This is a genomic window from Thermoactinomyces sp. CICC 10521 (genome assembly GCF_016055135.1).
GTDB lineage: Bacteria > Bacillota > Bacilli > Thermoactinomycetales > Thermoactinomycetaceae > Thermoactinomyces_A > Thermoactinomyces_A daqus.
Window position 1 is genome coordinate 1 of sequence record NZ_JAECVZ010000026.1, and the last position, 26,751, is coordinate 26,751.

Below are 26,751 nucleotides of genomic sequence, written 5' to 3' on the forward strand. Positions count from 1 at the left end.
TGAATTCGTCCTGAACATAGAAACCTTCCTTCGGAATGTTTTTTTATACCTTTTCAACAAAAAAGGCTGTTGACCTTCTTTGTCAACAACCTCAAAAAAGGCGTCGCAATCGACGCCTTTTTCCAGTCTTTGCAATGAAGTCAGTTCGCCAATATTTGATTGATGCGTTCAAGATCGGCCCCGCTCAAGTTCACCTGAACCGCCGTGATGTTTTCCGCCACCTGTTCCGGTCTCTTGCCGCCCGGAATAACAGTGTCCACTCCCGGTTGCGCCAACAGCCACGCCAGCGCCAAACCGGCAACAGTCGTTTCTTTTTCCACAGCCACTTGCTTTAATTGCTCCACTTTGTGCAAAATGGATTGGAAGTTGGCAGGCTCAAACAAAGCAACATCTTTTCTCCAATCCCCGTCTTCCAAAACGAAATCACGGGTGTATTTCCCTCCCAAGATGCCGAACGCCAACGGACCGTATGGAACAAAGGAAATGCCATGCTCCACACAATAGGGAAGAAGCTCTTTTTCCGCTGTTCGATCCAACATATTGTAAGGCAACTGCACAACGGAGACATGGTTGTCGGCATTTGCTTCCCGGAGTTGGCCAAAATCCACATTGGACACGCCGATCGCTTTGATCTTCCCTTCCTCCCGCAAACGGCTCAATTCACCGATGGACTCGGCGAGAGGCACTTCAGGATCGATATAATGGATATAATACAAGTCAATGTAATCGGTTCTCAATCTCCTCAAGCTTTTCTCCACAGCGGATCGCAGATATTCCGGCTTGTTGTTGTGGCGGATCGTTCCATCGTCAAGCTTTTCAATTCCGCCTTTGGTAGCGATCACAACGTTGTCCCGCTGATCATGCAGAATTTCCCCCAAAATCTCTTCTGAACGGCCAAACCCGTAGGCATCCGCCGTATCGAAAAAGTTGATCCCTTGCTCAAGTGCTTCATATACCAATTTTCTGCCGTTCTCTTCTTGAATATTGCTGAATAAATTATATCCACCCACGGCGTTGGTTCCCAGACCGATTCGCGATACCTTTAAGCCGGCTTTTTTCATAATTGCATGCTTCATATTTTGTGAGCCCCTTTCCTTCATGTGGTATGTTGTTCATTCAAGGTATTCAGGCATTCTCATTCATTGACGGGCGCTGATCAACATTCCATCCAATGATGATCCCAAAACGGACAACTCCCCAAACCGGGGCTGCTTCTGATCAACCCCGCTTTGTCAGTCAGAAGCCGCAAAACTTTACCCATGATTATATGCGCCGTGAATGCCGACAATATAATTGCATGTGCATACAATTATACGACCACATCATATCTTCCCAGGCGATGTTTGTCAATCGCCCGAGTCCCTCACAAACTTCCCCCACAGGGTGCATCGGCCGATTTCGTCATCATCTCCCGCTATTTTGATCAATTACGGCGGACATAAAAAAAGCTCCCCTGTCAGGGAACTTGGGATGGATGGCAAACCCCCAGGGGGGATTAGCCGCCCACTTCTACTCGATTTTATCTGCCGCGATGTTTTTCTTTTCTCTTTTGCACTTTCAACTCCCATTTTTTCACGGCCAGCTCTTCTTTTCGCTCTTTCGCCGACTTTTTGCGCTCTTGTTTGCGCCTTTCATACTCTTGCTTTATCGCCATTTGCGCGTAAGTGGAAACACCTTTTTGTTTCATTTCTTTCGCTGCTTGCCGCGCCAACCGCTTGGGATTCGCCTTTTTCTCCTTACGGCAGACGGAAACGTGTTCCTTGGCTTCCGCGATCAAGTGAAGCATGTTCCTTTGGACGAAGAGCATCACTTCTTCATCATTGGGTTCGGTGCCAAAAATATGTTGAGCCGCTTTCAGCCGGTTCCCATCCCATTGCTCGATGACCCCCACCCAAAACTGGCCATTGAAAAAAACAGTGAGTTTCATTTCCATCGCTCCCCCTCTTGTACGTTCACCAAGGGAATGATGGACATCCCGAGGGGGGAAGGTTACTGACACCGGAAATCTCCGTTTCCGATGCAACCGGACTACCAACCGGTTCGTGTTTTTACATTCCCTTATTTGACAGCCCTTATTTTACATTTTGTCAATGGTTTTATCAATGTTTCAAACCCACTGCCATCGGCAAGGAAGTTTCAAATACAACGTATGCCTGATATTTACTTATGTCCGGAAAAACACGAACAGACTTACCGCAATCAACTGCAAAGGATCCCGCGAGTACAACCGATCCCAAACAGGCCGGAATTGCCCGTTTTTATCCCGGTGCCCCCGCTCGAAAAACCATGTGAAAACCGTCAACCGACATGTATGGAAAGATACCGAGGAGTGGGTTCGTCAGCACCGGTTAAGTAAACGGGGAAAAACGCTTTACAAACAGAGGAAAGAGACGATTGGGCGAAGGTTTGCGGATGGGAAAGAGCTGCACGAACTTCGCCATGCACGGATGAGGGAGCTTGCCAGAATTACAGAGCAATCTCTCCTTACTGCCATGTGCCAAAACATCAAGAAAATGACCTTGCTCCTTTTCCGGATGAGCAAGGGCCCCATAGGAGCACCCTTCTTTGCCGTCCGTTCTTCTTTATTTTCTTCTATTTAACCCAGCGTTTTTTTCTGCCGGGTTTGTCAATAACCTCGAGCTTCCCTGCCAGGGAGATTGTTCACAGGAAAACAGAGCATGAATATGGCTGGGCTGCCTTGATTAAGCGGAGCCCAAGGTTGATTTTGAGTATCTGCAAAAAAACCGGGACTGAATTCTGTCGGAATTTCAGGTAACTCTGGAACCGGATCCCCTTCAAGCGGAGGTTCCACCGAAAGGGGGCCTCCCGATCTGCTGGGTGCAGGACCTCGGAAGATTTCTGCGATTCGAGTGTCGTCCATTCGGAAATTAAATTGGGCATGATGCCAGCCTCGATCCATATACTTCCGGCATTCCGGATACTTGGAGATATCCCTCCCTTCAGGCCATTATTCAAACCTTGGCCGGAGCAAGAAAACACATGAATCTGCGAGAAAAAAATGTCGCCGATCCCTGGAGTTTTTCGCACCACTCCCGACCGGCGACGCTATTTTCAGATCTTTATTTCCTCAAATCGGCCATAACCGACCGCGGTTTTGGCTCCGGCACCGATCCACACCAATGCCTCTTTCAGCCAGTTGATCACTTTATCCAGATCATGCTTGTCATTTAACCGCCGGGGAGCAATCGCGAAGATAAATGGTTGCTCTTCCGCCACGGTCAAAAAAGGGATCGGATTGGGTGACTCCCACTCGCGCGGGGAATTTTGCTTCGGGTTTTTGTAGTATTCCTGATAATGTGGTGTCATAATATCCATCTCCAACTGAAGCGGGCGGATGGGCAACGCGTCAAAAAAATGACACTTCCCGCTCGTCTGTCCGACTCTTCCGGACCGAAAATGCGGGAGATAATTTCGTTCTTTTCCCGCCATTCATCTGTTCCTTCCGATGCATAGGATGTTGCCCAAGCCCGCACCAACCCTTTAACCGAGGAACCCGGCAGATAAGGCACGCCCAAGGTGGGATGCCATATGATCCCGTTTTCCACCGGATGAGAACGCCCCATCCCGGGGATCAATCGCGACGTGGTTTTCATGTGAAAAAACTCGCCTTTTCTCTCCTGAACCAACCACTTCAGCCGCTCTACCGATTGCGAAATTCTTTTTTCATCCCCCACCGGAGCCTTCGTCACGGTTTCAATCCATTTTCGTTTATTTTTATCGAGTTTAACCCCGATGATCTCCCCCGTCTTTTTATCCGTATCCCATGTCCACTGATGGCAAAATTTCTCATACCACAGCCCGGCATGAGGATTCTGCTTTAATTCTGTGAGGCTGTATGCAACAGACAATCGATTGTATAAAGGCAGAAAGGTCTCATTCCAATTACGCTTCGTCATTTTTTTCCTCCCCGCCGCCGCTGTCAATCTTCTTCAGTTCGGCTACGGCGATCTTGCGATGCCATTCCAAAAAAGCCATGGTCTCCGTCAAGGCCCATTGATACTCCTGGCGGCTGCCCGTCATCAGGGCTTGAAGCAGATCCTTTTTCCCATGAAACGGAGAATGGGGATGCTTCTCGCAGATCCACAAGTGCACATGACGGTAAAGCCATCCATGCGGATCATCTTTTTTGTTCTTCGCGGCCGCACGCAACTGGGCCAACGCTTGCCCCAATCCGTTGATCAGGATGCTTCCGGCCAAATTAACCACATAACCGGCATACTCATCACCTTGATCCCCCTCTTGAGATTTTTTTTGCTCCACCTTCTGTTTAACATCATCCACTGTTTCCAGTGAATAGGCCGCACGCTGCTGATCCAGCGTCTGTTCCCGTGTCCGCTCTTGTGACAGTGCCATCCTATCCCACTCTCCCCATCAATTTTGTGACCATCCAGCCTTGGCCGACCGTTTCGTTTCCTCCCACTTGCAGATACACGTTTTCCTTCAAATGGTCGGCCAGCTCTTCGATGACTTCTTCTTTCCCGTTCCGCGCGATCAGGAGGGTGTAGAAGAGGGAATCCGGCGGAATCGTTTCTTCCTGCCAAAGATTTTCACTTTTCTTGGTTTCGTCCTCCAGCTTGTTCCGGGACATGACGGGCAGCCCGTAACGGGCGAAGTGGGCAAACTCTTCATCATGGATGATGGTAAGACGCTTCACCACGTCTGATTGCATGAATTCGTGGCGGATCAAGGAAGTAAGAAAGGGAATCAGCTGCCCGATGATCTCCGGTTCCACCTTTACATTGAAAGATAACTCCTCCAAAAAGATCGTACTCTCCCCTGTGTCCTCCACAATGGCTTCCTCTTTTTGCAAGCCGAAAAAGTCAAGTGGAAAAGGTATTTTTTGTTTATCACAAACACCGATCAACTGCAGATCGCGGCAGAGACGCTGCAACAGATACGGGCACGTCACCCAGCGATAATGCCCGGTGAGCGAACGAACCGGCAACAGCAAAAGGCGGGCATCGGTCACACTGAACGCCCCGGCCTGATCTTGCTTCCCGAACAGTTGTTTCAGACGATGATCCTGTCCGGTCATTTCCTCTTCCAATTTGTCACGTAAAGCTCCTTTCAAACTTGAACCTGGAATCATCGGATAATGAGTGGTCCTCTCCCGCGCGACCGGCAGATCGATCACACTGTACACTTGTCCTGCCCCCGGATGAATCGGTGTCTCTGCCAACATGCCCAACATGTATCCTTTCATATTGATTCTCCTCCTTTATTCCAAGTTCCGATCACAATCTGCCCCAGGCCATATGATTGAAGTTCTCCCGTCAAAGTCCCGTGCAACTCAAACAGCTTGGCCGACTCCCGCAGCGGCGCTTCATAAAACCAGGTACTTCCCGCCGGGAGAAAGGAAAGCAATGTCCGCGGCCAATTCACCTTCACATTCCAGCCGCCCACCTGAATCGCCTTTCCGATACTGGCCGAAACACAGCGGGCGGATTCCAAGGCAGCCCGGATCTCTGGCGGACCATGGCGAACCGCTTGTTCCATGTCGACATATCTGGCCGGGGTGAGCAAAGAAACGGTAAAGCGCAAGGTGTCACCCTGAACGGAGAATGAATCGGGCATGCGCGGGAAATCAGAATCTCCTTTTGCTGACTCCACCGTCACCTCAGCCAGCCGCCCTTCTCCGCCCAAAGGGATGACTTGCGCACCCGTCGGCTGCCATTTCTCTCCCAGACCGGACACCTCGACAACCACCTCCACCTCCCGATCCGGACGCACATGGGTCAAAGTATAGAGATAGCTTTGCTCGGCCGTCCGGGTTTGTCTGTTCCGCTTGATGCCCACCCGGCGCTCCGGTTTCCATTTCTCTTCAGGCAAAAGGATCGAGCCGGCAGCAGCGGGAACCTTCCCACTCAACACGGCTTCCATCCCTTCCCTGTCCAACCATCCTTCCACCAACCGGCCATTTGGGATGATCTTCTCGGGAACCGGAAAAAATACGTCTTTTCCCAGATCGCTCGCATGGACGAAACAGTCGGGCACCAAACGGGTGAGTTCCCAATCCGCCTTCATCTCTTCCTGCTTTTTTCTTCCGATCAAAATGAGCGGTGCGGGATAAAATTTTTTTCCATTGATGCGGAGATAAGGACCCACAAGACGAAGTTGCCCCAAATCGTCCGGCATCGCCCACCTCCGCCGTTTCTCCGCTTCCGTAAGTCCCTTTTCCTCAGATTTTCCCAGCTCTTCCGGCCAATCCTTCCCGGGAGCCCATCCACTCTTCCAATGGGCCATCGCCGCACGAATCGCCCCTTGCAGCGTGAAAATGGGCGGAGGGAAAACTCCTTGCGGCGCCACTCCCGGCTCTTCAGCGTGGAACGGAGTGCCGTCCCGGAAAAAAAACGTGTCCAACGCCCGAAATGCCCATATCCATCTGTTCATTCTTCAATCCCTTTCTGTGCCAGAAACTTTGCGAGTAATGCCCCGTCCGCCCGAAACTCGTCCGTCACCACGATCTCTCTCCCTTTGCGTTTGGTTGCAAAGCAGACTTGGAGCAACTGCCCAATCCGTTCCTGCATTGCTTCTTTGGACATTTTGTCGTTTATGCCGGTCATCCGTACATAATCGGCGGTGATGAGACGTTTCACTTTTTCCCGGTGCTGCTCACCGAGCGATGGCATAGACTCGTAAACGGATTGCAATTTGTATAAAAAACTGCCGGAGAATATCCCGTTTTCCTCTCCTTGCAATGTTTGGATGATCTCATCCATCACTGTTGTCCCCGATTCATCCCGGATGACGGTATTCCAGGGAGCAGACCAAGTCAGCGTCACTCCGGAGCTTTTCCAAACGGCGACCGCCAAACTGTCCCGCCCCGTTCCATCCTTGGCCACATCATCGAGCAGGCGGTGTCCCTCCTGCAAAATATCTTTCAGCGGCGTTTTCCTGTGCGCGAAGAGGATCGATGTGGAACAAGTGGCCTTCTCCCAAATTTCTTGCTGCCCGGAAAACACGTGACGAAAAGAGTTCCGGTACTTTTGAACCAACGCCGCCGCTGCAGGCAAGGCCCGATCCATAGGGAACAATGCCATCACATCATCTCCGCCGGCATAAATGGTGACTCCCTCATGTTCGCGCACCAATTCCTCCAAACCGTCGCAGAAAAGAGACAATGCATCGCTGATTTTGGGTTCATCCCCTCTTTCTGCGCAATGTTTCAACAAGTTGCCCAATTGGTCTCCGTCCATCAACAGGAGCGCATAATACGAACCAAAAGGTTCACCCATCTCTTTTGTCAAATCAGCCAATCGGTTTTGTAAATGCCTGCGCCTCTCCTCGGATTCAATCTGTTCCAATTCATTCGGATAAAACGCGTTGGCACTAATCCTGATCAATGTTTCGGCCCCTGCTTCTTTGGCTTTCTTCTGCAGGGCCGGAAAATGTTTTCCCAAAGGAACGGGATAAATCTCTTTGTGCTTTCTCGCCTCGACAGCATAACTTTCTGCCTTTTCCGGGCAAACCTCCAATGCCTTCATCAATCCGGGATGCGCCGCCATGTACGACACTGACGGAAAGTGAATCGCTTCATCCGGCCACGGCCATCCGATTGCCTCTTCTGCCACATGGGGAAAAAAGCGTTTGATCATACCGATGGCACTCAACCGTTCTTTCTCCTGAAGCTCCAACGAATACTGCTTGCCCAGGAATTCCCTCAATTTATTCCAAAACTTATTCTGATTCTCTCGCTGCTTGGCACGAACATAACCTGACAACTCTTGCAAACGGGGAAGCAAAGTGCATTTGTCACCGGGTTCGTCCGCAGGAATATAATTTCGCCAATATTTGCGGTAATCCAGAAAACGCGGATCTTCTGCCATCACCCATGTAATCTCCCACCAGTTTTTCACTTGGCGATTCCAAATCGTCTCAGTATCAAACCCGCAATCTTTTACATTGCCCACGGTTTTCTTCCAAACCGCATCCGCGATCTTTTCCCATGCATGATGAACCGCCGCTTCACACTGTTTGGGATCAAAATGGTCAGGGACAGAAGCTTTGAAACGGTTGGGCAGTGAACCGATCCATGGTCCCTTGTCTGCTTTGCCGTTCCGCATCACCTGGTTGATTGCCAACATCATTGGATCTTCTGCCACTTTTGGAAAAACAATCTGCCCGCCTTGGGCCATCACATCGGCCATCGCATAACCGGCCAGATAGGAGAGAAGAAAAGAGCTGGCCAACAAATCGCGAGAGCGCCGGGACTGGGCAACAAATCCCTGTACCGGGCCGATTGAAAAATGAAATTCCCTGTTCATCCCCACACCTCCCGGTATCGGTTCTCTTTTTTCAACCGTTCCTTAAAAACTTGGATGGCCCGATCTGCATCCATTGGATACGGTTGTCTCTTTTTCTTCGAGATTTGCCTCTCCAAATGCGGGAAACACGAGGACGACAAGAACAAAAAGGCAGGGTAATACCGATTGCCAATCCGGAACACCCGCAGCCAGATCAAGGAAGGCAATCGATTGAACCCTTTCGGCACGATCTTCCCTCCCGCTGTTTTCATCGGTGCTCCGAATATCATCCCGTCCCTTGGGTGATCAGAACGAAACTCCTGGATCAGGCTGATCCCGTTATACAGCGCAATCTCTTCTTTGTCCGTCCCATTGCGGTCTATGTACAGGGCGGATTGGGAATCCAGTATGAGATGTTTCTGTTTCGCTTTCGTCCCGCGATATCCGTCTTTCAAAATCCGTTGCCAACCCTTCATTAGCAGCTGTTCCCATTCCGCCTGCGATGTTGCCCCGTGGGCGATGGGCAATTCCTTCATCATCTCTCTTATCGCTTGATTCCCCTCGACATCCCACTGCTCCAGGGCGATTGTCCCATACCCGCGCCGGATGCGTGAACCCAGCCCGCCCAGATGACCGAGCAGCCAGATGCTGGACAGAAGTCCCTTCCAATCCGGCGTGACCTTATCGGCCGGAAGAGGGCGCAGGAGAAATTCCAGTTCAAACTCCATGCGATTAAACCGATCCTTTGACTTCTTCGCCATTCTCATCAAGAAAGCGGATTGCCCCGCCTTTCCCCTGGCCCCGCCAAACAGCCACTCTTCATTGGTGATGTCATGATAAATCGATGTCTGATAACCGGGACAGGCCGCCCGATACCAATATCTCAATGCTCCTTTGATGGAAGGGATGCGCAACTCTGTTTCATTGGAATACGCCCCGTGCAAATTAAGCGGGGTCACTTCCTTGAACTTTGCTTTGATCCTGGCAAGGGTCACCGGCTGCCCCTCCTTTCATTCAGTATCGTTGCATATACGCAGGTGAAAATGTGTCCAAACAAAATTGCCGGTGTGTTGGCAAATAAAGTCCAATTATATTTGCTTACGAAATCTTTTTCCTCTTTTCCAATCCACTCTTTCGCATAAATGATAAAGAGAATAACAAAAATAAGAAAACCGCCAATACGGGGAAAAATCGCAATTTCAACCTTGGCCTCCGCTTGTTCTCCAAACGGCGACTGACAGAAACCTCCGTTTCATCCCCTCCTTCTCCCTGAAAAAGAAATTAAAACAACAAATTTATTCTACAAAAAACAACAAAACCCTTTATCGATCTTTCTCTAAGTTATACAAATAAAAAATTCAATAAGACGAAGCAGTAGAAATTTAAATCCTGCCAAATCTCCGTTTCCAAAACACAGGAGACCGGCAGGATTTTCAGCCCCTTAACACTATAAACATGATATGGCCCTAAACTCATCCACCGTGTTTAAATTGATATAATCCTCTGCCACTTCAAAGATGCCGACCTTTTTATTTTTATTTACAGCAACTTGAATTAAATCAACGAGTTCTTTTTCACCCCTGATGGGATTAACCGGTGTTTCATTTATATAATCGAAAATTCCATTATTAAAAACAATATTGCCGGTTCCCATCAAATTGTTGAAGGGATGGAGCGGCTTTTCGACAAGCAGGGTTACACGATCATGCTCATTGCATTGTATGGAGTATGTCTTTTTTATCAATTCCCGGTTATCAACCGTCAGTGTCCCCAGCAAGGCAAAATAATTGCCAGCATGAAAACGGTCAATCATTTCACTGTGTTTCGGATTGAACATATATTCATCTCCGAGATGAAGCAAAAAATCATGTTTTTCCAACATGGGCCGGGCACATTCGATTGCACTGACAACCCCGTTTAGTTCAGGCTGATAAACATATTGAATTTTTCCTCCTTTAAAGCTGCTTCCAAAATGCCCGGCGATGCTTTCAGCCTTGTAACCCACTACAACAACATATTCATCAATACAGCCGATTTTATGCAAATTTTCAAAAATATGTTCGATGATCGGTTTGCCTTTTACCTCTGTCATACACTTATTTTTGTCTTTGCACAGATCATTCAACCGTTTTCCCTTCCCAGCCGCTAAAATCAACGCTTTCAAAAACGCCCACCTCTTTTGCCGGAAGGACTTAAAGTCAAATGCATGATGCCCCTTTTGTTTCCCAGCCGTTGTCCTTCATTTTGAAGATTTCTTCCGCCGCTTTGACCGCCCCGCCGGCCGCCCTCAGCGAACGGCCCAGACGCGCGGCATTGTTTTTATAATTGGCATCGCTTAAGACCCTGTTCACCGCATCCTTCAGGCGATCTGCATTGATCTCGTTGTGCTTCTGGAAAATCCCCGCACCCAAACTTTCGATCTGCCTGGAAACCTGTAAATGATGAGCGCTATGGGGACATAAAATCATCGGGACATTGTAATAAAGAGCTTCCCTGACGCCGCTTAGCCCGCCATGCGTGATAAACAGATCTGCTTTTGACAACACTTCCAGTTGAGGCACGAACCCTTTAACCGTTATATTTTCCGGAGCTTTTGCAAACCTGCCTTCGTCTATGTTGCCCCCGGTGGTCAGCAGCACCTGCATGTCAGAACCTCCAAAAGCCTCTGTGCAGATCTCGTAAAATTGCATAAAATCGCGTTCGTACAACATCGTTCCTCTCGATATGTAGATGAGAGGCCGGTTTCTTTTTTTTGTCAACGGAGAAGCATCTTGATTTCCGGCTTTAAAAACCTCAAATCCGACATACCGGTATCGCTCGTCCACATGTTCGCTGAAGGGCTGCAATTCTTTGGTGATGTAAACGATATTAAGCTGATCAGAGGCGTAGTAATCAAATACATTAAATCCCTTTATATTGTACTTTTTATCAATTCTCCTGAATTGCCAGTTTATTTGCCTTGATATTTCATCTCTGCTCACTCCTTCAATCTCTTCATCCGTAAATTCAAGTACATATTTCAAAATATAATCTATGTCTGTCTTCATTATCGAACCGGGAACCACCAAGGCTGATTCACAGCAGACGGCGGGTATGCCAAGCCTCTGCGCAATGGTCTTGCCCCAAAAAGCATAGCTGTCATAGAGGATATAATCCGGCTTTTCCTCCATCACCTCATCAAAATATTTCAAATGTACCGCCCTGTTAAATTTGAGATTGAGTTCACTGAATGAAAGCAGCAACCTGATTTTTTCTTCCACTGTATCGGTGGTGAAAAGTTTGCGTACCAGACTGGAATGGCGCATAAAAACACCTTCGCAGTTGATGCTGAATGCCCGGAACACAGCCCCGGTGCTCTCTATCACTCCACGGTACTGTTCTCCCGAATAGCATACAATACTTTCACCTCTTGCAACCAATTCACTGATTAACCCGAGATTCGGATTGACATGTCCAAAATGGGGCAATGTGAAAAAAACAACTTTAGACATCATTCCTCTGCTCCTTTATGCAATCACATCTTCAGGACGCGGGGGATGAAAACCATGAAATCACTTGGCATACAGCATGTGGACAATCTGAAGGGAACCGTTGTTAACAGCCTGATCCTCTGTATCCTCCTGCAATTTTTCACATGTCTCAATCTCTTCCAGTTCGAGAGTCAAGCTTTTCTCAGTCATGGGAAACCCTCTCCTCCGTTGAATCAGCTCCGGCCAAAGACTCTTGGGGACGGGGGGCATGTATACCGCGGTTGCCTCACGGGCGAAGTTGCTATTGCCTCAAAAGCGGGATTATATGACAGCCTTACTTAACAGGCCTGCTTGTGTGAATAATTCTGCCACCTGTTCAATGGATTTAACTGCAGCCTCATGACCCAATCCAAACTTCTTCATCAAATGAATCTTGAGATTTTCGACCGTGATTCCCTTGATCATTGCTTCCGTTATTTCAGCAAGGTGGGCTGACATTTTCAGGATCTTCCCTGACGCAGGATGAAATATCACGGGAACATCCCTTACCGAAAACATATATATGGAGTCATCAAAACAGCTTCTCTCTCCACCCGGGATTGAATTGGGCAGGTAATGGGAAAAATACTTGTTCGAAATCTTGATATCTTTTACCGAAGTATTTTTAAACAGCTGTGAATGCCGCTTCAAGTCTCTCAGTGTATTCATCGTATTCATATAACAGCTTATATATGGCCGTTCTCGCCTGATCCGGCAGTACTGGTCAACGCTCATGAATTCAGGAAGCATCACGCATTTGGAGCATTCATCCGATACTTCGCATGAAGCGCAGTTGCGATTCCGGATCTCCTGTTCCACCAAAACACAGGATTTCTGAAGAAGATCGAATTGCATATCCCCCAGAGAGCCGATCTTGGTCTTGCAGCTTCTGCAAGGTATGATTTCATTTTCACGGTTCAACCGGAAGCGCTGCAATTTATGCATCTGACACTGAAACGCTCCCATCCATCTGCATGAATCTGTGATATAGCTTTGAACCAAATACCCTTTTGCAAATGTTCCCGTGTTTATGAAATAATCCACATCCGCCAGAAACGCCTCCAAGTCCTCCTCGCATCCGATTTCCAATACCCGGAACTCTTCAGCATCATCGAAGTCTGCGTCTCTGTAAAACCCCTGCTTTATCGTCAAAGGCTCACTCCTGCAATAATCGTCAAGCTGTAAATGGATGCAATTTCTTTTCCCGTCATGAACCGCATTATAAATGTGAATCAGGTACAAGCCCGCCTTCCCGGCCTGATCTATGATCCTGTCAAACGTGCCATTTTCCCGCTTGACAACACCGTCATTCTCGAAAATGAAGGTATTGTTCACAGAGACGAGTTCACTTAACTCTGACATTTCATCTTTGTTTAAGCAAGGTTTCGCAATACCGATCAGCTTTGCATATCCATTCGGATTTTCTTTGCGGTAAATTCCGGTAATGTAAGACATGTATCGGTCGATGAGAAGTTGCTCACTTTCTGACCCCCGCAGATCAGAGTCGTTTCCGTGCAACCCAACCATAAAGCTCTCCAATGCACCGGAAATGGGCTTCTTTTCCGTTACAGCGTTCTCTTCAATGGAACGATTTAAAAACCGGATGCTTCCGGCCAGGGGAATATTGCTGTCCAAAATCGTTTTGACAATATCTTCGGCAACTTTTTTATCCTTGAAACCATTAACATCAATCTGAAAGGAAATTTTTAAAGGAGATTCCGCTGAAAGTTCCTTTAAGATTTGAATCCGATTGTTCAGCCGTTCTAAATTTGCAGGACCGTTTATGGTGATTTCCATATGCTTCATTCCCGCACAGACCAACCTGTTCAAGATGTCTTCAGTCAAGTTGAAAAAAGCAATCCTGCAAGCAAGGGGAAAACGGTATGCCCGTTTGGTCAGTAAACTCAGCAATTCGTCAAGGCAGGGATAACAGAGCAGGTTTTCAGCATGGAGCATCAATCGTCTGTCTTGTGCATCGCTGTTTACTGATATAAAATCCAGCTCTTCCATAATACTGTCCGGCATCCGCATGACCTTCCGGGTTCCCCCGGCCTCATCCCGAATGACAAATATCCCCAAGTCGAAAGCCTTTTCCACAGGGATGATTCGATGGATGTACGGTGACGGCAGATTTCCGTTTTCCGATATTTCCTCTTTTCTGTCTGCAACTTTTGCACCGATCGACTGATCACTTCGGGCGTAAACGCCTGGCAAACTGTACCGCAACTCAAAATTCTCTTCCAGCAATTTAAGTATATTCCGCTCATAATTCTCTGTTATCACAATATCAATCAGAGTCTCCTCAAACAAAATATTTGCATGTTTGGCAGCAGCGGGTCCAATCCATACCACTCTGAAGGACTTCTCCATCTTTTTGACTTCATCCGATATGATTCTGGATATGCGAAAGTTACGGTCATCAACGTAAAATACTATATTTTCGTTTCCCAAAGAGATAATTTCATCAACCACCTCCATCAGTGACAACAGTTCATCTTGTATATATTGAACACTTCCTATGTCGTTTTTTCTTAAAAATGCTCTTATATAACCGAGATCCAGCTGGTAATCCGCCTCAAGGAACCGGTTTGCTTTTACGTTCATATAAACAAACGCAATTTGAGACTTTACCCATTTTTGCACTATTTCCCCCTCCTTGCATATGAGCCGGTCTCCATGAACTTCAAGCATTGCCTTTACAGCACGGTCATTTCAAAAGCTGACGATCACGGAATCAATCATCAGCTTTGCTGCCATTATCAAACTTCTCTTTTCAATTTTTGTTGAAATATTTTTGTTTTAATTATATACATTTCAGATTATTCTGTAAACATATCGGCGATCTTGCCTCCTCAGCTGGCGGGCGGCTTATTTTACCGAGCCTCTTCTCCTCATGAAAAAGTCAAAGGTGTCCACTGATGATAAACAAAAGTTGAAAGGTCATGGAAGAATTTTTGGTCACTCTTCCAAGCAAATCGTGTGGTCTGAAGGAATGATATAATGAAAAAGAAGTCAAAATGGTGATACAGGGGGTTTTTTTAGATGTGCGGCCGTTTTTCATTATCGACGGATTTAACAACATTAAAAGAGAAGTTTCAGTTTATCTTTGCTGATGAAATGCAACCCCGATACAACATCGCCCCCGGTCAAACCATCCTTACCGTAGTTCAAGAAGAAGCGAATCGGGTCGGCAAACCAATGCGATGGGGATTGGTCCCATTCTGGGCAAAAGATCACAAAATCGGATACAAAATGATCAACGCCCGGGCCGAAACCATTCATGAAAAACCTTCATACAGGCATTCCTTCCAAAGAAAACGCTGTTTAATCCTGGCTGACGGCTTCTATGAATGGAAAAAAGAAGGAGCTCAGAAGAAACCCTTTCGCTTTCAATTAAAAAATCGCGAACCGTTTGCCTTCGCCGGCGTCTGGGATCGTTGGAGCAAAGGAGAAAACACGCTGTTTTCCTGCACCATTATCACAACAACACCAAATGACCTGACCAAAGACGTTCATGATCGAATGCCGGTGATCTTACCGGAAGACGCTTATGACTTATGGCTGAACCCCGATTCCACGGATACCGAATACCTGAAATCCCTGCTCTTACCCTACCCTTCCGGGGAAATGGAGTCCTATGCCGTATCCACACTGGTGAATTCCCCCAAAAATGATCATCCTGCCATTATTGAGCCTTTAAAGGAAACTCCCTGAGGATTGGGAGTTTTTTTCGTAAGGGGCATGGCGGGTCGTTTACATATACCTTTACTTGTTTATTTCTAAAACTATTGTTCTGAAACTCCAACCACATGATTTAAGGCTTTCCCCCTTTTCGCCGTTTTTCTTTTTCTCTCATATTTCGGGCATGAACGAACGGCCCTCTCTTCACCGTTTCTGCTCGTCGGATTTGCCGGTCAAGTGCTTCATATACTTGACCGACGTGAAAAGATCCAAAGCGACGAGTCATAGATACTCATACAATCTCTTCATTCCGAGGGGCCATATAATATTTCCGAAATGCGAAAGGGGGTTTGGTAATGGCACAAGTAAAGGTAACTCCGCAATTTAGAAGGCTTTGTGATCAATTTGCCAGAATTTTGGGAGGTGAACATGAAATCGTTGAAGGCCCGGTCTGTTTTGTCAGCAGGCCCAGGAAGCTGAATGCGACAATCTTTGGAAGACGTTCGCAATCACCTTTGGTTCGTTTTCAACTCTTTTCATTTGAATCGCTTGATCGATCAGGCCGGGCGCTCTGTTTGGGTGAGACAGGGCTTTTTCAGAACCAGGCCAATCGATTAATCTCCAATCTTCAAAAACGAGGCATTACAGTCACGGCACTTCATAATCACTGGTTGTTTGAAAATCCTCGTATCATGTACATCCATTGGCAAGCGATAGATAATCCCATCGAATTTGCCAGGAAAACGAAAGAATCCATTGCATTTTTAGGTTAGGGACGCCGCGATCTTGCCCCCTCCTGCCTCCATAAGTGACCTATGGGCATGGCAGAAACAGCGGCATAAAAATCAAATCCCCCTGGAATTTGCAATCAATGAGCGGCCCCGTATCAAGGTCGCTTATTCTTTTACATAAATCCCCACCCTCATCTCGACAGAAATTCGGCAATGATCAAAGATACGGATATCGGTTGTACATCCGCTGAAATCGGGCTTCCAATCCTTTCAAAACCAAAAAAAACGACAATAGAAGCAGAAAATAAGTCAAAAGCGGAATCCAGGCCAAATATGGGTGAGACATCGCCCAATCCTTGTTTTGCCCGATCAGTCCTACCCATTCGAAACTTTTGGAATAATATTTGAGCTCTTCGGCATTATACGCTTTTATTTCTGTGCCGCCCAAAAAAATCTTGAACAGGCTGAGTTGACCAAGTATGTTTAGCACTAAGATCAGGTCCTGAACAAAGAGGATCATGAACGTTTCCTTCAACATCGGCAAAATATGTTTGCGAATCAACCAGCTTTTGGATGCGCCCATTACTCTGGAAACCAACACAGAGAGGCGACCGGCAAGTTGCCGTGTCTGTTCGGCAATGGTGGATGCCACGGGGAAAACTCCGAAGAATACCAGGATGAAACCTTGTACAAAGACCAATACCCAGTAGGAAAAATACTTGGTCGGGGCGGAGAGCAAAATGATCAGCAAGATGATGGTCGGGATACTTCCCATGAAACCGGTCATTGAAGAATGTTTTTTTCTCTTGAAAAATCGGAACTTCGCTCTTTCCCCTTTTTCGGCCATTCCAATCCAAACGCCAATCCCTCCCCCTATGGTCACACGCACCAGAGAAATGATGACGACGAAGCCCAGCGTTTGCCTTAAGCCGTAAAGCATTAACGAAAAAAAGTCTCGTCCCCTTTGATCTTTACCAAACCAGTTTTCATGATCCGGAGGGGAGGGGGCGGTGATCGGAGTCGAACCTTTGAAATCGAGCGGTTTTTCCCATTTCGGCGAGTAGGGGGCAACAAAAGGTCCGATGATCGCCATCACAGCAAAGATTGTCAGGAAAATCAGGCCGCTCCAAAGGTATATTTTTTCGTGGGCAGGCTTAGTCATTGGCGAACCCCCGTTCCAATCCGAACATGGCTAAACGCATGGAGCCATAGGTGATGAAAAAGATCAGGATCAAACTCCATAGTGAATTCACCATGACCGGATATTGATTAAACAGATTCGGCTTTTGATAAACCAGGGCTGTTTTCAATTCCAAATTCCGGTCCAGACTGGGGATCAGGAAGCGTGTGATACCCGGGGAGTTAAACAGATATTCAATCACTACCAGGTTTCCGGTCATGATCGAGGCGATTCGGAACAAATCCGCTTTGATCACGGGCAAAACGTTCCGGAGTACATGCCGGGCGTAGATCGTCCATTTTTTCAGCCCCTTGGACTTGGCTGTCAAAATATAGTCTTCTGTCAAAACTTTGTACCCTTGAAGGGCGACCATCCGCATCATATATGTAAAAGGCAAATAACATAAAGTCAGAAAGGGCAACAGATAAGCGGTGCCAAAAACGGTTGTATTCACCTCTGCCACCAGCCAGCCGGTCTGCTGGAAGATAAACACAACCAGAAGTTGGAGGGAAATGGCTGCGGCAAAATCCGGAATGATCGCCATAAATTCCAGAAGTGTCCGGATCAAGATGCCGGAACGAGCCAGGAAAAGACCAAGGAATGTTCCTGACAGCAGGGCGAGCAGACTGGTTGAAACCATATTGACTGCTGAAAAGACCATAAAGGATCGTGTATCGGTGAAAAAATTGCGCGTCTCTGTTACCTGTTCGTGCGAATTGGAGTTATAGTAGAGATAAGCCTGATAGGTGAAGCTTTTTCCGCTCGGAATCCCTCCGATATAGTTGGCAATCTTGCTAAACATCGAGGCGAAGGCTTGGGACGGAGAAATTTTACCTGTTGATTGGCCCAGTATGGCATCGTGGCTGGAGCCAAATATTAACATGTCAATAAGTTGGGGCAATGCGGCAATAAACAGAACGGCAAACACAAATAGCAGCAGTGTAAAAAGGCGTTTGCTCCACAATTTCTTTCTCTCCCTTCTAACTCTTTTGCATACTCCGAATAAAAATATCGCCCGGTCCGGACAACGGTAAAGTGTGTAAAAACGGAAGCAAAAATCATTGAGCCATCGGGTAAAGTTCCTTGGTTAGCATAATGACCGGCAACTATTTCCAATCAACAAGTTTTCACAATGGATCAATATCAGATTAACGCAGATTTGAATATTTTTCACCGAATATTTCAAAAAAATATAAATATGACTTCCTGACGAAAATCAATGAAAAACACACACTTGAACACCGCCTTTTTCTGGCCGGCGAATTTACACATGATGTTCCTATGCTTATTGCAATGAGTATACATGGATATACTAAACAAGATCGATGAGAACAGAAAAAAAGCCGGCTGCCAGGAAGAAAACTTCAGTGACAGGAAAATGATCAGGTGAAAGCTGATGTTTAAACCTTATAATGACCGGAAGGTTGAGATCGGTCAGAAAGTGGACGTCTACAAGAATTTGCGTAACGGTTTGTGGTCAATCCGCGATCACTCGACAGGCCTTATTTTAGGTCACGCGGATCAGCTGGTTCTGGAAAACACCGAATTCAAAATAAGCGAATCCGGAAAACGAAAAGCCATCCAAAACGGACGGCGTAATGTGCATGCCTATGTCGTGGGTACGCTGATTTCTTTTGACGTAAAAGATTATGTCTTGCCTGACCGATTAGTCGGCTACCACTTTATCTATACCAAGACATTCATTGATAAGAAAACAAATGAACCCATATACACGGCAAAACTAGTCTGCTTCACAAAAGAAGCAGTATTTGCATGATACATGTGTGTTTTGATCTTCTCGATTTGAATCCATGCGGGACTGCAAGACTTTTTTCCTTTCCATCGGAACCGGCCCAGATAAGAAGACGATCTGGCTTTTTGGAACCACGCTTAAGATAAACCATAGTACTTATTATGAGTACTTTTTATGGTTTGGTTTTTTCCAACAATATCATTGCTTCTTTCTCATTTGGGATTTGGAGCAAGTTGTGTTTAATAAAATGTTCAGCAGTCGGGAAGTTGCTTTTTCTTATATCTTCTGCTGCTCTTTCCAGATCAAATTGTGTATGCTTAAATTTAATTCCATTTGAATCAATAAGTAACCAATACGCACCTGGTCGCTTCGCAAAGGGCATCCCAACACTTCCCGAGTTAATGATACTCGTTTTCCCAAGTTCTATCCTGAATTGCATATGAGTATGTCCACAAACAACAATCGGGTGCTCAACATGAGCAAAGAGTGTTTCAAGCCGTTCTTTTGAAGACAGGGGAGTAAAAATATCTGCATCACTTTCCGGTGTTGCATGACAGAATAAGACATCACCAACGTCTTCCACATGGATCTCCATCGTGTTTTGCAAACCCGAAAGAAATTCAAGATGTTTCTCAGTTAATTCACCAGCAACCCACTGTTGGGTTTTACGACCCTGTTCTGATAAATGGGACAACTCGAGTCCCTTTGATGCTTCGACAACTTCTCTATCTCCATTCCCTTTAATAAATTCAACATTTATTCTTTTGCTTAAATTCAGCAGACAATCCAGAATTTGATCAGGCATCGGTCCCGAAACGATGTCGCCCCCAATCACGATCAAATCTGGCTGTATCGTTTCAAGTTCATCAAGGACTGCTTTCAGCGCCGGAAAGTTACCGTGAATATCATAAAGCGCAGCAATTTTCATTTGATCCTCCTTGTCCATTCATGCTCATTTAGCTTGCTATATTCTTGCATACATTAGCGATAACTGTTTGACTGATAAACGCTGTCCTATTGGTGATCCGCTCCGAAAAAATCGGGGAATTGTTCGCCGCATTATTCAAGCAAACGGAGACCAATTAGCTTAATATAAAATCAATGTTCCCTTTAAACTTTGAATTAGACTCGCCTATTTCTTGCAACAATAACCGGATGATCACTTTTGTTTTTCTGTCTGCACGCTCGTAGTTTCGTTTAAAGTTCATTCGGGCAACAGGGGTATTGAGAATTCGTCGAATAAAAATCATGACCCATTCTTTAGATTTAGGAACCATTTTCTCTATACTTTTCACCAAAATTTGATTAACTGGGTCGACATGCTCCAGAAAGTGTAACAGTCTCCACATAACTTCATGTTCTTCTGTACTATCTTCAAGATACCAAATACAGATTTCTGATGGTTTCTTCCCCAAGTCTTCATTTCCAATGAGATCGAGCGCTTCTTCAAAACACTCATATTCATCATCTGATACCCGCCCTGCTCAGGCCCGGCATACAGCCACGACGGTGCAACTGTATAGCGTGGATTCCGTTGATGTTCCCAAAGCGTTTGGATTGAACAAAACAATGTGCAAAACGCGGTTACACGTATCCCGTTTCTTCTCTTCCGCCACCGCTTAGTGCCCATTTACAATAATCTTAAGACATATTCATAAACCGACCGTTTTTTTGCCAGCCGGATCCTGAAGAGGCCTTTTCCATTGGCGGATAACGAACCATGTGCAGATCACGAGTGGAACACCGTGCATGATTGCTGCGACGCCAAACGGGGAAAACACATCAAGCAATGGCGAGCAAACCAGCATCCCGATCCCGAAACCAACGGTATGAAAAGATGAAGCCACGCCAAATATACGCCCTCGGATATGGTCCGGTTCATTCTGCAACCGCGAATTGAAGCAGATTGCCGACACACCGTCGGAAACCCCGGCAAAAAAACCGCAAATAACGATAAAAGACCAATGCACTCCTGCAAAAAGCAAGATGAAAAAGGCGGACATGAAGAAGGTGGATACACCAAAGGCAATTTCGCTGAAGCGCGCATGATCCATCCGGAACCATTTGACCGCACCACGTGCGCCTGCTAAATTCCCCACTGCCCAAGCGGCCCAGATGATCCCCGCATAAAAAGAAGGGGCATCGGGACGCAATTGCGCCGAAAAAACGGGCATTCCAACGTTGTGCGAGGCAGACCCGAACGTGTCGATGAATCGGATTATCATCAGGACCAGCAAAACAGGAAACATCTTAAGGTATTGGCGCAAAAAATTGATTTCCTCCAGGAAGCGGATGGGTTTTGCCCCACTTTCCTCTATGGCTATTTCCCTTGTTTGAATCGGGAGTATGTACAAAATAAAGGCTGAGAGAAAAAACGTTCCTGCATCGATCAAGAACAGGGTGTTGTATCCGAGGAAACCGAGAGCAAGCCCGGCCGTAAGTGTGCCTGTTACCATCCCTGCTGATTGGAGCGAATTGATCAGTGCATTAGCCTTTACAACCCAATCTTTCCCCACAATGGCCGGAATGCTGGATTGCAGAGCCACGTTAAACACCTGCCCGAACGCTCCCAGTACAAAAGACGTCACCGCCAAAAGCGGAACCTTCCAATAAGCCGGGGCCAGAACCAGCAGAACCAGAGCCGCTCCCCGGATCACATCCGCGAAAATCATGATCGTTTTCCGGTTCATTCGATCCGCCAGCATGCCGGAAAAAAAGCCAAAAAAGAAGCCTCCAAACAGACGAACTGCCATAAGTCCACCCATGGCCCATGCGCTGCCTGTCAATACGTATGCATACAGGTTATAGGCGATCATGTTGATGAAATTGCCAACGTCTGATATCCCTTTTCCGGTGGCTAATACCACCAAATTGAATTTCGGATTGCTTTTCCGTAACCCTTGACTCATCACCAATTACTCCTTTTGCCAAGACCGCTCCCTCTATTCGGAAGCAGTCTTGGAACATCAAAGTTTCTGATCCGATTCCATTTGGCAAAGACCGTTCAATGCTGTTCAATGCTGCGGATGGAGCAGGTCGTTGCAGAAGGGGCCTCTCGCTTCCTGCCAGAGGTGTATCTATTGATCCAGCGTTCACTGTACCCCTTGATTTTACCGGGTTATCGCTGACACATCGGGTTACAAAAAGACCAGAGTATCGCACCTTGGTCTTTTTAATATATCAAAAAAGTATGAATTGGATCCAAACAATTTATGATAACATCATCCGACGCTCGGACTACGATCATTAATTTGCCGGCCAGCCAATCTAAACAGTACCAAACCCTCAGGTTAATATGGCAAAATGCAATTGATTAAAACCAATATCCATTACGGGAGAAAACAAATTTAGAGGTTTGGTATTCGATGACCATGGATCGAACTGAAGTTTTAAAAATTGCATATCAATATAAAGACCAGTTTATTTCGGAACTAAAAAAGGTTTTTTCTTATCAATTCGATCCGTCTGCTGATACTTTGTTATTTGAAATTCATGGCGGAGAAGGACTGTTTGCGGTTAACCTGCTTGCTATGTCCGAAGGTGAAGAAATGCATGATGATCTCTTTCTGGATCTGTTGGATGGAGTGAACTTTGAAATAGATCTGTAACAGTTGCTGAATGATGCAGATGATGAAACTTATTTAGAGAAAAATATGGAGCTAAATCAATTGGCACATGATGTCATTTTTCGGTTCTTTGCAGAATGCTTTAATGCTGCTGAAGGGAACCAAATTCCTCTTTGCTCTTACCTTCGCCGTTCAGGAATGGATGATGTACTTGATCTTAAGAATAAATCCTGGATTAGTATAGACGATTTGTACGAATGATCTTGCACTTAAGTCCGGCTTCATCAATGAATCCCAGGGAAACTGGTCTGTTAATCATTTTGGTGCACAGGACATATTTTGAGACAGTGACAGTCCAATAAGTCAGTAGTAACAATAACGCCGAATCGTTTCAATAAAACAGCGGTTTCGGCGTTATTGTTTTTATATCGAGAGAGCCAGCCCTCAAAAAAGTCAAGGCATATAAACGGATATAGCGCTCCATTCTCCGGCACTCCAGCTTTGTAATCCTGCAAGGCCTAGAATTTCCGGTGTATACTTCTCCCCTTTGCCAGCTGATCTTTGGCATTTGTATGTTTTTCTTCATCATGAATATAAACAGCCCATTCTTCGCTTTCCGTGTCCGGTTTTAAATCAATATAAATGGTACCGGTGTACTTTTCCCCTGTTGCCAATTTGAATGAAGGATAAAAAACTCCTTCCGTGCAATAGTATTGACGGGTGGCCCTCACAACCTTATTTTTAAGCTTTTCAATCGGGATCGTCGCAATGCAGACATCCCCGAAGTTCATATATTTAGGCACTTCTACGGAAACTTCCTCTTTAAAGATTTCGGTTGGAAAGGAGTTGCCGTCTTTGTTAAAAACCTGGCCTTTCATACTAAAGTCTACAATGTAGACAGGGACGGTTTTTTTGTTAACCAACAGAACACGGACCGTCTGGAACCCCTGAAATTCAGTATGCAGCTCCAACTCCGGTTTCATCGCTTCCCTCGCTTCCTGGATCTGTCTCTCCGCTTGGCGCCGTACTTCTTCATTGTGTTTCCGTGAATCCCTGACCTGAATCAGTGCAATTATCGCAGTCAACAGTGTCGCCAACGTCCCCAATAACTGTCCGATGGCTGCCCACATATCCCAATTGGTCCAGTCAATCATGTTTTCTCCACTCCCTCTCAAACAAGTGCCGGGCAGAACATCCGGCAGCCTTGTTCATCCTCATCCATCAACCATTTCCGGGTCAAGCTGGTCTGTTCGAAGATTGCGTTCTCCTGCCTGGAGGAACATTTTATGAATCTGATAGGGTTTCCTGTTCACATCAACGCGACCTTTTATTTTTGACTATTATGTATATTTCAAGGGCTTGCATTCTAAATCCGGCATCATAATCGGTTTCCGTTTTGACATCGATCAATCCTCCCTTGTTTCTTTTGATACAGCCCCATTATAGTAGAATTCCAAAAGGAGTTACGACAAGATTTGTATAGATTTTTTAAATAGATTACCTTTGAAGTCAAAACACCTCTCATCTTTTGGATCTGGACGAAGCAAATGAAGTGGTATACACAGCCATATCCCACTTAGTACCCGGATTTGCCTGTTGAGATTGTATCGGCTGTCGGGAATGGAGGTGATATACAATTCATCTTATACTCTTCAATCACTCAGTCGGAGGGCAGGATAACGCTGTTCTGTTTTCCTTGATTTAGCGGCAGTGATTTTGACATAGTCGGAAGCGGTCAGCTCCTCCGGCTTAACCCCCTCCTTTTGAATCCATGCATTTTGAAAGTCGATCGCGACGTGAGCCGGGGTTTCTTCTTGATGTCCCTGGCGAACAACTGGATAGCCAAAAAAAGTTGGATTCCAGCACCACGATCACCAATGATGCCGGAATCCAACCTTCGGTTTTATCCATTCTATGTTCAGCCAACCACCTTTTCGCTTTGTAATAAGGCGTGGTGTCAATAGCTTAGATTAAATCACCGAAGGGGAAGTATAAGAAAATTCAAATCAAATCAATCATTTCTTCTCTCTTTATCTTCTTCTCACTGCCTGCCGGATAGTTTTCGAGCAAATACTGTTTTAAACGCTCCGCCCATTTCTCTTGAAATCTTTCTATTTTTTTCATTTTTCCCATAAACTCTTCATCAATGTATTCATCAGTCACAATTTCAACGGGTTGCGGGTAATAATCCTGTTCACTTTCATAAGCCTGTCGGGCGGTATAAAGCACGGCATCCACTGCACAAGACCAAACATACTCAGCTTGAGGACCATATGCATTATCCCCTATAAATGATAAACCTTCAATATAAATCAAACCATCTTCATCCTCATTATCTACTGTTTCATAAAGTTCATCCCCACTGTGCTTCTTCTCCTCAACCCATTCCCAGCACATATTAATTGCTTCTCTTACCATAGGATACCATTCATAAATTTCTATTGTACTCATGACCTTTTCCATCAATGTTAACGCATAAGCTGCCCTAGCATCTCCATTTACGTTTTTAACCCATTCCATTCCGTGCATTGCAGCCCTCCGCTTTATCAAATATATATTTTAGATCGCACCGCTTCGGTTCCATCTTTGCAGTTTTTTGATCAATGTTGAATGATCAATCCCAAGAACTTTCGCGGCTTGCCGAAGGGACGGTTGCGACTGAATCGTCGCTAACACCAACTGTTGTTCATATCTTTCTACTCTCTCCTTTAAGGTGAGCGGATTATTGGCCAGCTGTGTATTTTGAATATGAGCAGGAAGATGGTGAAGCTCGATTACAAGGGACGGGACTGAGACAATCAGATTCTCCATCAGATTTTTAATTTCTCTAACATTTCCTGGCCAATGATAGCGGCACAACTGCTCCTTGGCATCGCGACTCAGACGTTTTTGAACGCGGTATTTTCTTGAGTAACTCATAAAGTAATAATCAATAAGAGCAGGCACATCTTCAGGCCGCTCCGACAAAGGCGGGATACTAATCTCCACAACCTGCAGACGGTAAAATAAATCCTGACGAAAGCGCCCCTCTTTCACCAGACTGCGCAGATCCTGGTTCGTTGCGGAAATAACACGGACGTTCACAGGTCGGGCTTGGACGCCACCGATCCGATAAACCTGGGGATCTTGCAGCACCCGCAACAGTTTCGTCTGCAAAGCAAGCGGCATTTCGCCAATTTCATCAAGTAAGATCGTTCCGCCATCCGCCAACTCAAATAATCCCTTTTTCCCTCCCTTACGGGCTCCTGTAAAAGCCCCGGGTTCATATCCAAACAGTTCCGACTCCAGCAGCGTCTCCGGAATCGCAGCACAATTCACTTTGATAAACGGTTTATTCCTGCGATCACTCAAATGGTGTATAAGATTTGCGACCACTTCTTTGCCAACGCCGGATGGGCCAAGCAACAGTACGTTCGTTGGATACGGAGCCACCTGCTTCACTTTTCCGACAATCTCTTTCATACATTTGCTTTCAGAAACAAAAGTGGTGTCTCCATCCATCGTCAGGTGATACTGATGTCGGTTCAGTTCGGAAAGTCCGACCACTTTCTCCAATTCTTCCGTGATCCGATTCAAACGCGTAATATCACGAACGCTCGTGACAACCAGCTGGATTTCTCCAGATTCAGCGAACACAGGGTTCCCGGTAATAATTACTTCCTTACCGTTCCTCAAGTTTTGCATCAGCGACATAGCTCGCTTATGTTCGATCACAAGAAGCGTTACCGAATTATTGATGTAGCCTTTTTTAATCAAATCAGTCATGTGTCGGCCAATAAGTTCTTCCCGCCGAGCCCCCGCCAGCTTCTCATATGCAGAATTCACAAGGAGTGTAACTCCGGAACCATCGGTAACATATACGCCATCCGGAATCCACTCGATAATTTCTGCGATTTTTTCCAACTGTTCCGGGTCAAAGCATTCTGCTTTTGGCAAGATACCCACCCCACGCGAAAATAAAATCGGTTCTTCAGTGGTGAAATTCATCATCGACCGGTGAATTTTGTCACCATTTTATTATAGCAACGATAATCGTAAATAGTCAAAAAAATCAATCTATAATCGGT

At 46.1% G+C, this 26,751-nt stretch carries 23 protein-coding genes and 3 pseudogenes; 5 read left to right on the forward strand and 21 right to left on the reverse strand.

The genetic code is table 11. The features are described from left to right. Window positions 1-140: 140 nt before the first annotated feature. Both I8U17_RS14425 and I8U17_RS14430 read right to left on the reverse strand, forming a co-directional pair. Window positions 141-1,076 carry an aldo/keto reductase gene (locus I8U17_RS14425; protein ID WP_198056308.1) on the reverse strand — a complete coding sequence of 312 codons (936 nt, stop codon included), beginning with the start codon at window positions 1,074-1,076 and terminating at the stop codon, window positions 141-143. A 443-nt stretch (window positions 1,077-1,519) separates the two neighbouring features. Then, window positions 1,520-1,927 carry a YjdF family protein gene (locus tag I8U17_RS14430; protein ID WP_198059669.1) on the reverse strand — a complete coding sequence of 136 codons (408 nt, stop codon included), beginning with the start codon at window positions 1,925-1,927 and terminating at the stop codon, window positions 1,520-1,522. A gap of 175 nt (window positions 1,928-2,102) precedes the next feature. Between I8U17_RS14430 and I8U17_RS18850 the strand changes: the two genes are divergently transcribed. After that, window positions 2,103-2,600: a transposase gene (locus I8U17_RS18850; RefSeq protein WP_198059651.1), complete on the forward strand. Its 498-nt coding sequence runs from the start codon at window positions 2,103-2,105 to the stop codon at window positions 2,598-2,600. 143 nt (window positions 2,601-2,743) lie between these two features. Here I8U17_RS18850 and I8U17_RS18430 read toward each other — a convergent pair. The 11 genes and pseudogenes from I8U17_RS18430 to I8U17_RS14485 form a co-directional block, all read right to left on the reverse strand. Continuing rightward, window positions 2,744-2,953 (reverse strand): annotated as a pseudogene (locus tag I8U17_RS18430) (manganese catalase family protein); the annotation flags it as partial. 119 nt (window positions 2,954-3,072) lie between these two features. After that, window positions 3,073-3,917, reverse strand: a pseudogene (gene cmr6, locus I8U17_RS14445) (type III-B CRISPR module RAMP protein Cmr6). Further along, a complete protein-coding gene (gene cmr5, locus I8U17_RS14450) occupies window positions 3,904-4,374 on the reverse strand; it encodes a type III-B CRISPR module-associated protein Cmr5 (protein WP_198056305.1) in 471 nt (156 codons plus the stop codon). The pseudogene cmr6 and the gene cmr5 overlap by 14 nt, the downstream one beginning before the upstream one ends. A gap of 1 nt (window position 4,375) precedes the next feature. Next, window positions 4,376-5,224: a type III-B CRISPR module RAMP protein Cmr4 gene (gene cmr4 / locus I8U17_RS14455; RefSeq protein ID WP_198056304.1), complete on the reverse strand. Its 849-nt coding sequence runs from the start codon at window positions 5,222-5,224 to the stop codon at window positions 4,376-4,378. Next, window positions 5,221-6,411 (reverse strand): type III-B CRISPR module-associated Cmr3 family protein, encoded by a 1,191-nt coding sequence (locus I8U17_RS14460; protein ID WP_198059654.1) that lies wholly within the window; start codon window positions 6,409-6,411, stop codon window positions 5,221-5,223. The genes cmr4 and I8U17_RS14460 overlap by 4 nt, the downstream gene beginning before the upstream one ends. After that, window positions 6,408-8,285 carry a type III-B CRISPR-associated protein Cas10/Cmr2 gene (gene cas10 / locus I8U17_RS14465; RefSeq protein WP_198059655.1) on the reverse strand — a complete coding sequence of 626 codons (1,878 nt, stop codon included), beginning with the start codon at window positions 8,283-8,285 and terminating at the stop codon, window positions 6,408-6,410. Before cas10 ends, I8U17_RS14460 begins: the two co-directional genes overlap by 4 nt. Continuing rightward, entirely contained in the window at window positions 8,282-9,259 is a 978-nt protein-coding gene (gene cmr1, locus I8U17_RS14470) for a type III-B CRISPR module RAMP protein Cmr1 (RefSeq protein WP_198056301.1), read from the reverse strand. The genes cas10 and cmr1 overlap by 4 nt, the downstream gene beginning before the upstream one ends. A gap of 452 nt (window positions 9,260-9,711) precedes the next feature. Beyond that, a complete protein-coding gene (locus I8U17_RS14475) occupies window positions 9,712-10,428 on the reverse strand; it encodes a nucleotidyltransferase family protein (RefSeq protein ID WP_198059656.1) in 717 nt (238 codons plus the stop codon). A 34-nt stretch (window positions 10,429-10,462) separates the two neighbouring features. Continuing rightward, complete coding sequence (locus tag I8U17_RS14480) at window positions 10,463-11,755, reverse strand: macrolide family glycosyltransferase (protein ID WP_198059657.1); 1,293 nt, start codon at window positions 11,753-11,755, stop codon at window positions 10,463-10,465. Window positions 11,756-11,815: 60 nt separating this feature from the next. Next, on the reverse strand, window positions 11,816-11,944 hold the full coding sequence (locus I8U17_RS18610; RefSeq protein WP_255517856.1) for a hypothetical protein: 129 nt from the start codon (window positions 11,942-11,944) through the stop codon (window positions 11,816-11,818). A gap of 111 nt (window positions 11,945-12,055) precedes the next feature. Beyond that, the gene (locus I8U17_RS14485; protein ID WP_198059658.1) at window positions 12,056-14,416 is read right to left on the reverse strand and encodes a radical SAM protein; all 2,361 of its coding nucleotides are present in this window, start codon (window positions 14,414-14,416) and stop codon (window positions 12,056-12,058) included. A gap of 399 nt (window positions 14,417-14,815) precedes the next feature. Between I8U17_RS14485 and I8U17_RS14490 the strand changes: the two genes are divergently transcribed. Both I8U17_RS14490 and I8U17_RS14495 read left to right on the forward strand, forming a co-directional pair. Continuing rightward, window positions 14,816-15,487, forward strand: a complete 672-nt coding sequence (locus I8U17_RS14490) for an SOS response-associated peptidase (protein ID WP_198056297.1) — start codon at window positions 14,816-14,818, stop codon at window positions 15,485-15,487. Window positions 15,488-15,810: 323 nt separating this feature from the next. Continuing rightward, the gene (locus tag I8U17_RS14495; protein ID WP_198059659.1) at window positions 15,811-16,227 is read left to right on the forward strand and encodes a DUF1259 domain-containing protein; all 417 of its coding nucleotides are present in this window, start codon (window positions 15,811-15,813) and stop codon (window positions 16,225-16,227) included. Between the two features lie 175 nt (window positions 16,228-16,402). Here I8U17_RS14495 and I8U17_RS14500 read toward each other — a convergent pair whose 3' ends face one another. After that, window positions 16,403-17,347 (reverse strand): ABC transporter permease subunit, encoded by a 945-nt coding sequence (locus tag I8U17_RS14500; RefSeq protein WP_198059660.1) that lies wholly within the window; start codon window positions 17,345-17,347, stop codon window positions 16,403-16,405. Further along, the gene (locus tag I8U17_RS14505) at window positions 17,340-18,329 is read right to left on the reverse strand and encodes an ABC transporter permease subunit (protein ID WP_198059661.1); all 990 of its coding nucleotides are present in this window, start codon (window positions 18,327-18,329) and stop codon (window positions 17,340-17,342) included. The genes I8U17_RS14500 and I8U17_RS14505 overlap by 8 nt, the downstream gene beginning before the upstream one ends. 432 nt (window positions 18,330-18,761) lie before the next feature. Here I8U17_RS14505 and I8U17_RS14510 point away from each other — a divergent pair, with 432 nt between their 5' ends. After that, on the forward strand, window positions 18,762-19,142 hold the full coding sequence (locus I8U17_RS14510) for a hypothetical protein (RefSeq protein ID WP_198056293.1): 381 nt from the start codon (window positions 18,762-18,764) through the stop codon (window positions 19,140-19,142). 148 nt (window positions 19,143-19,290) lie between these two features. Here the strand turns inward: I8U17_RS14510 and I8U17_RS14515 are convergent, their stop codons facing one another. The 3 genes and pseudogenes from I8U17_RS14515 to I8U17_RS14525 all read right to left on the reverse strand — a co-directional run bounded on the left by I8U17_RS14515 (window position 19,291) and on the right by I8U17_RS14525 (window position 22,027). Beyond that, window positions 19,291-20,046: a metallophosphoesterase family protein gene (locus I8U17_RS14515; protein WP_198059662.1), complete on the reverse strand. Its 756-nt coding sequence runs from the start codon at window positions 20,044-20,046 to the stop codon at window positions 19,291-19,293. A gap of 154 nt (window positions 20,047-20,200) precedes the next feature. Further along, window positions 20,201-20,575, reverse strand: a pseudogene (locus tag I8U17_RS14520) (Imm30 family immunity protein); the annotation flags it as partial. 195 nt (window positions 20,576-20,770) lie between these two features. Continuing rightward, window positions 20,771-22,027 (reverse strand): MFS transporter, encoded by a 1,257-nt coding sequence (locus tag I8U17_RS14525; RefSeq protein ID WP_198059663.1) that lies wholly within the window; start codon window positions 22,025-22,027, stop codon window positions 20,771-20,773. Between the two features lie 456 nt (window positions 22,028-22,483). On the opposite strand from I8U17_RS14525, the gene I8U17_RS14530 reads away from it, so the two are divergent. After that, window positions 22,484-22,726, forward strand: a complete 243-nt coding sequence (locus I8U17_RS14530) for a hypothetical protein (RefSeq protein ID WP_198059664.1) — start codon at window positions 22,484-22,486, stop codon at window positions 22,724-22,726. Window positions 22,727-23,202: 476 nt separating this feature from the next. Here the strand turns inward: I8U17_RS14530 and I8U17_RS14535 are convergent, their stop codons facing one another. The 3 genes from I8U17_RS14535 to I8U17_RS14545 form a co-directional block, all read right to left on the reverse strand. After that, window positions 23,203-23,838, reverse strand: coding sequence for a hypothetical protein (locus tag I8U17_RS14535; RefSeq protein ID WP_198056288.1), 636 nt, complete (start codon window positions 23,836-23,838; stop codon window positions 23,203-23,205). 847 nt (window positions 23,839-24,685) lie between these two features. Beyond that, window positions 24,686-25,213, reverse strand: a complete 528-nt coding sequence (locus I8U17_RS14540; protein WP_198056287.1) for an Imm6 family immunity protein — start codon at window positions 25,211-25,213, stop codon at window positions 24,686-24,688. A 30-nt stretch (window positions 25,214-25,243) separates the two neighbouring features. Then, entirely contained in the window at window positions 25,244-26,620 is a 1,377-nt protein-coding gene (locus I8U17_RS14545; RefSeq protein WP_232331123.1) for a sigma-54 interaction domain-containing protein, read from the reverse strand. Between the last annotated feature and the right edge of the window lie 131 nt (window positions 26,621-26,751).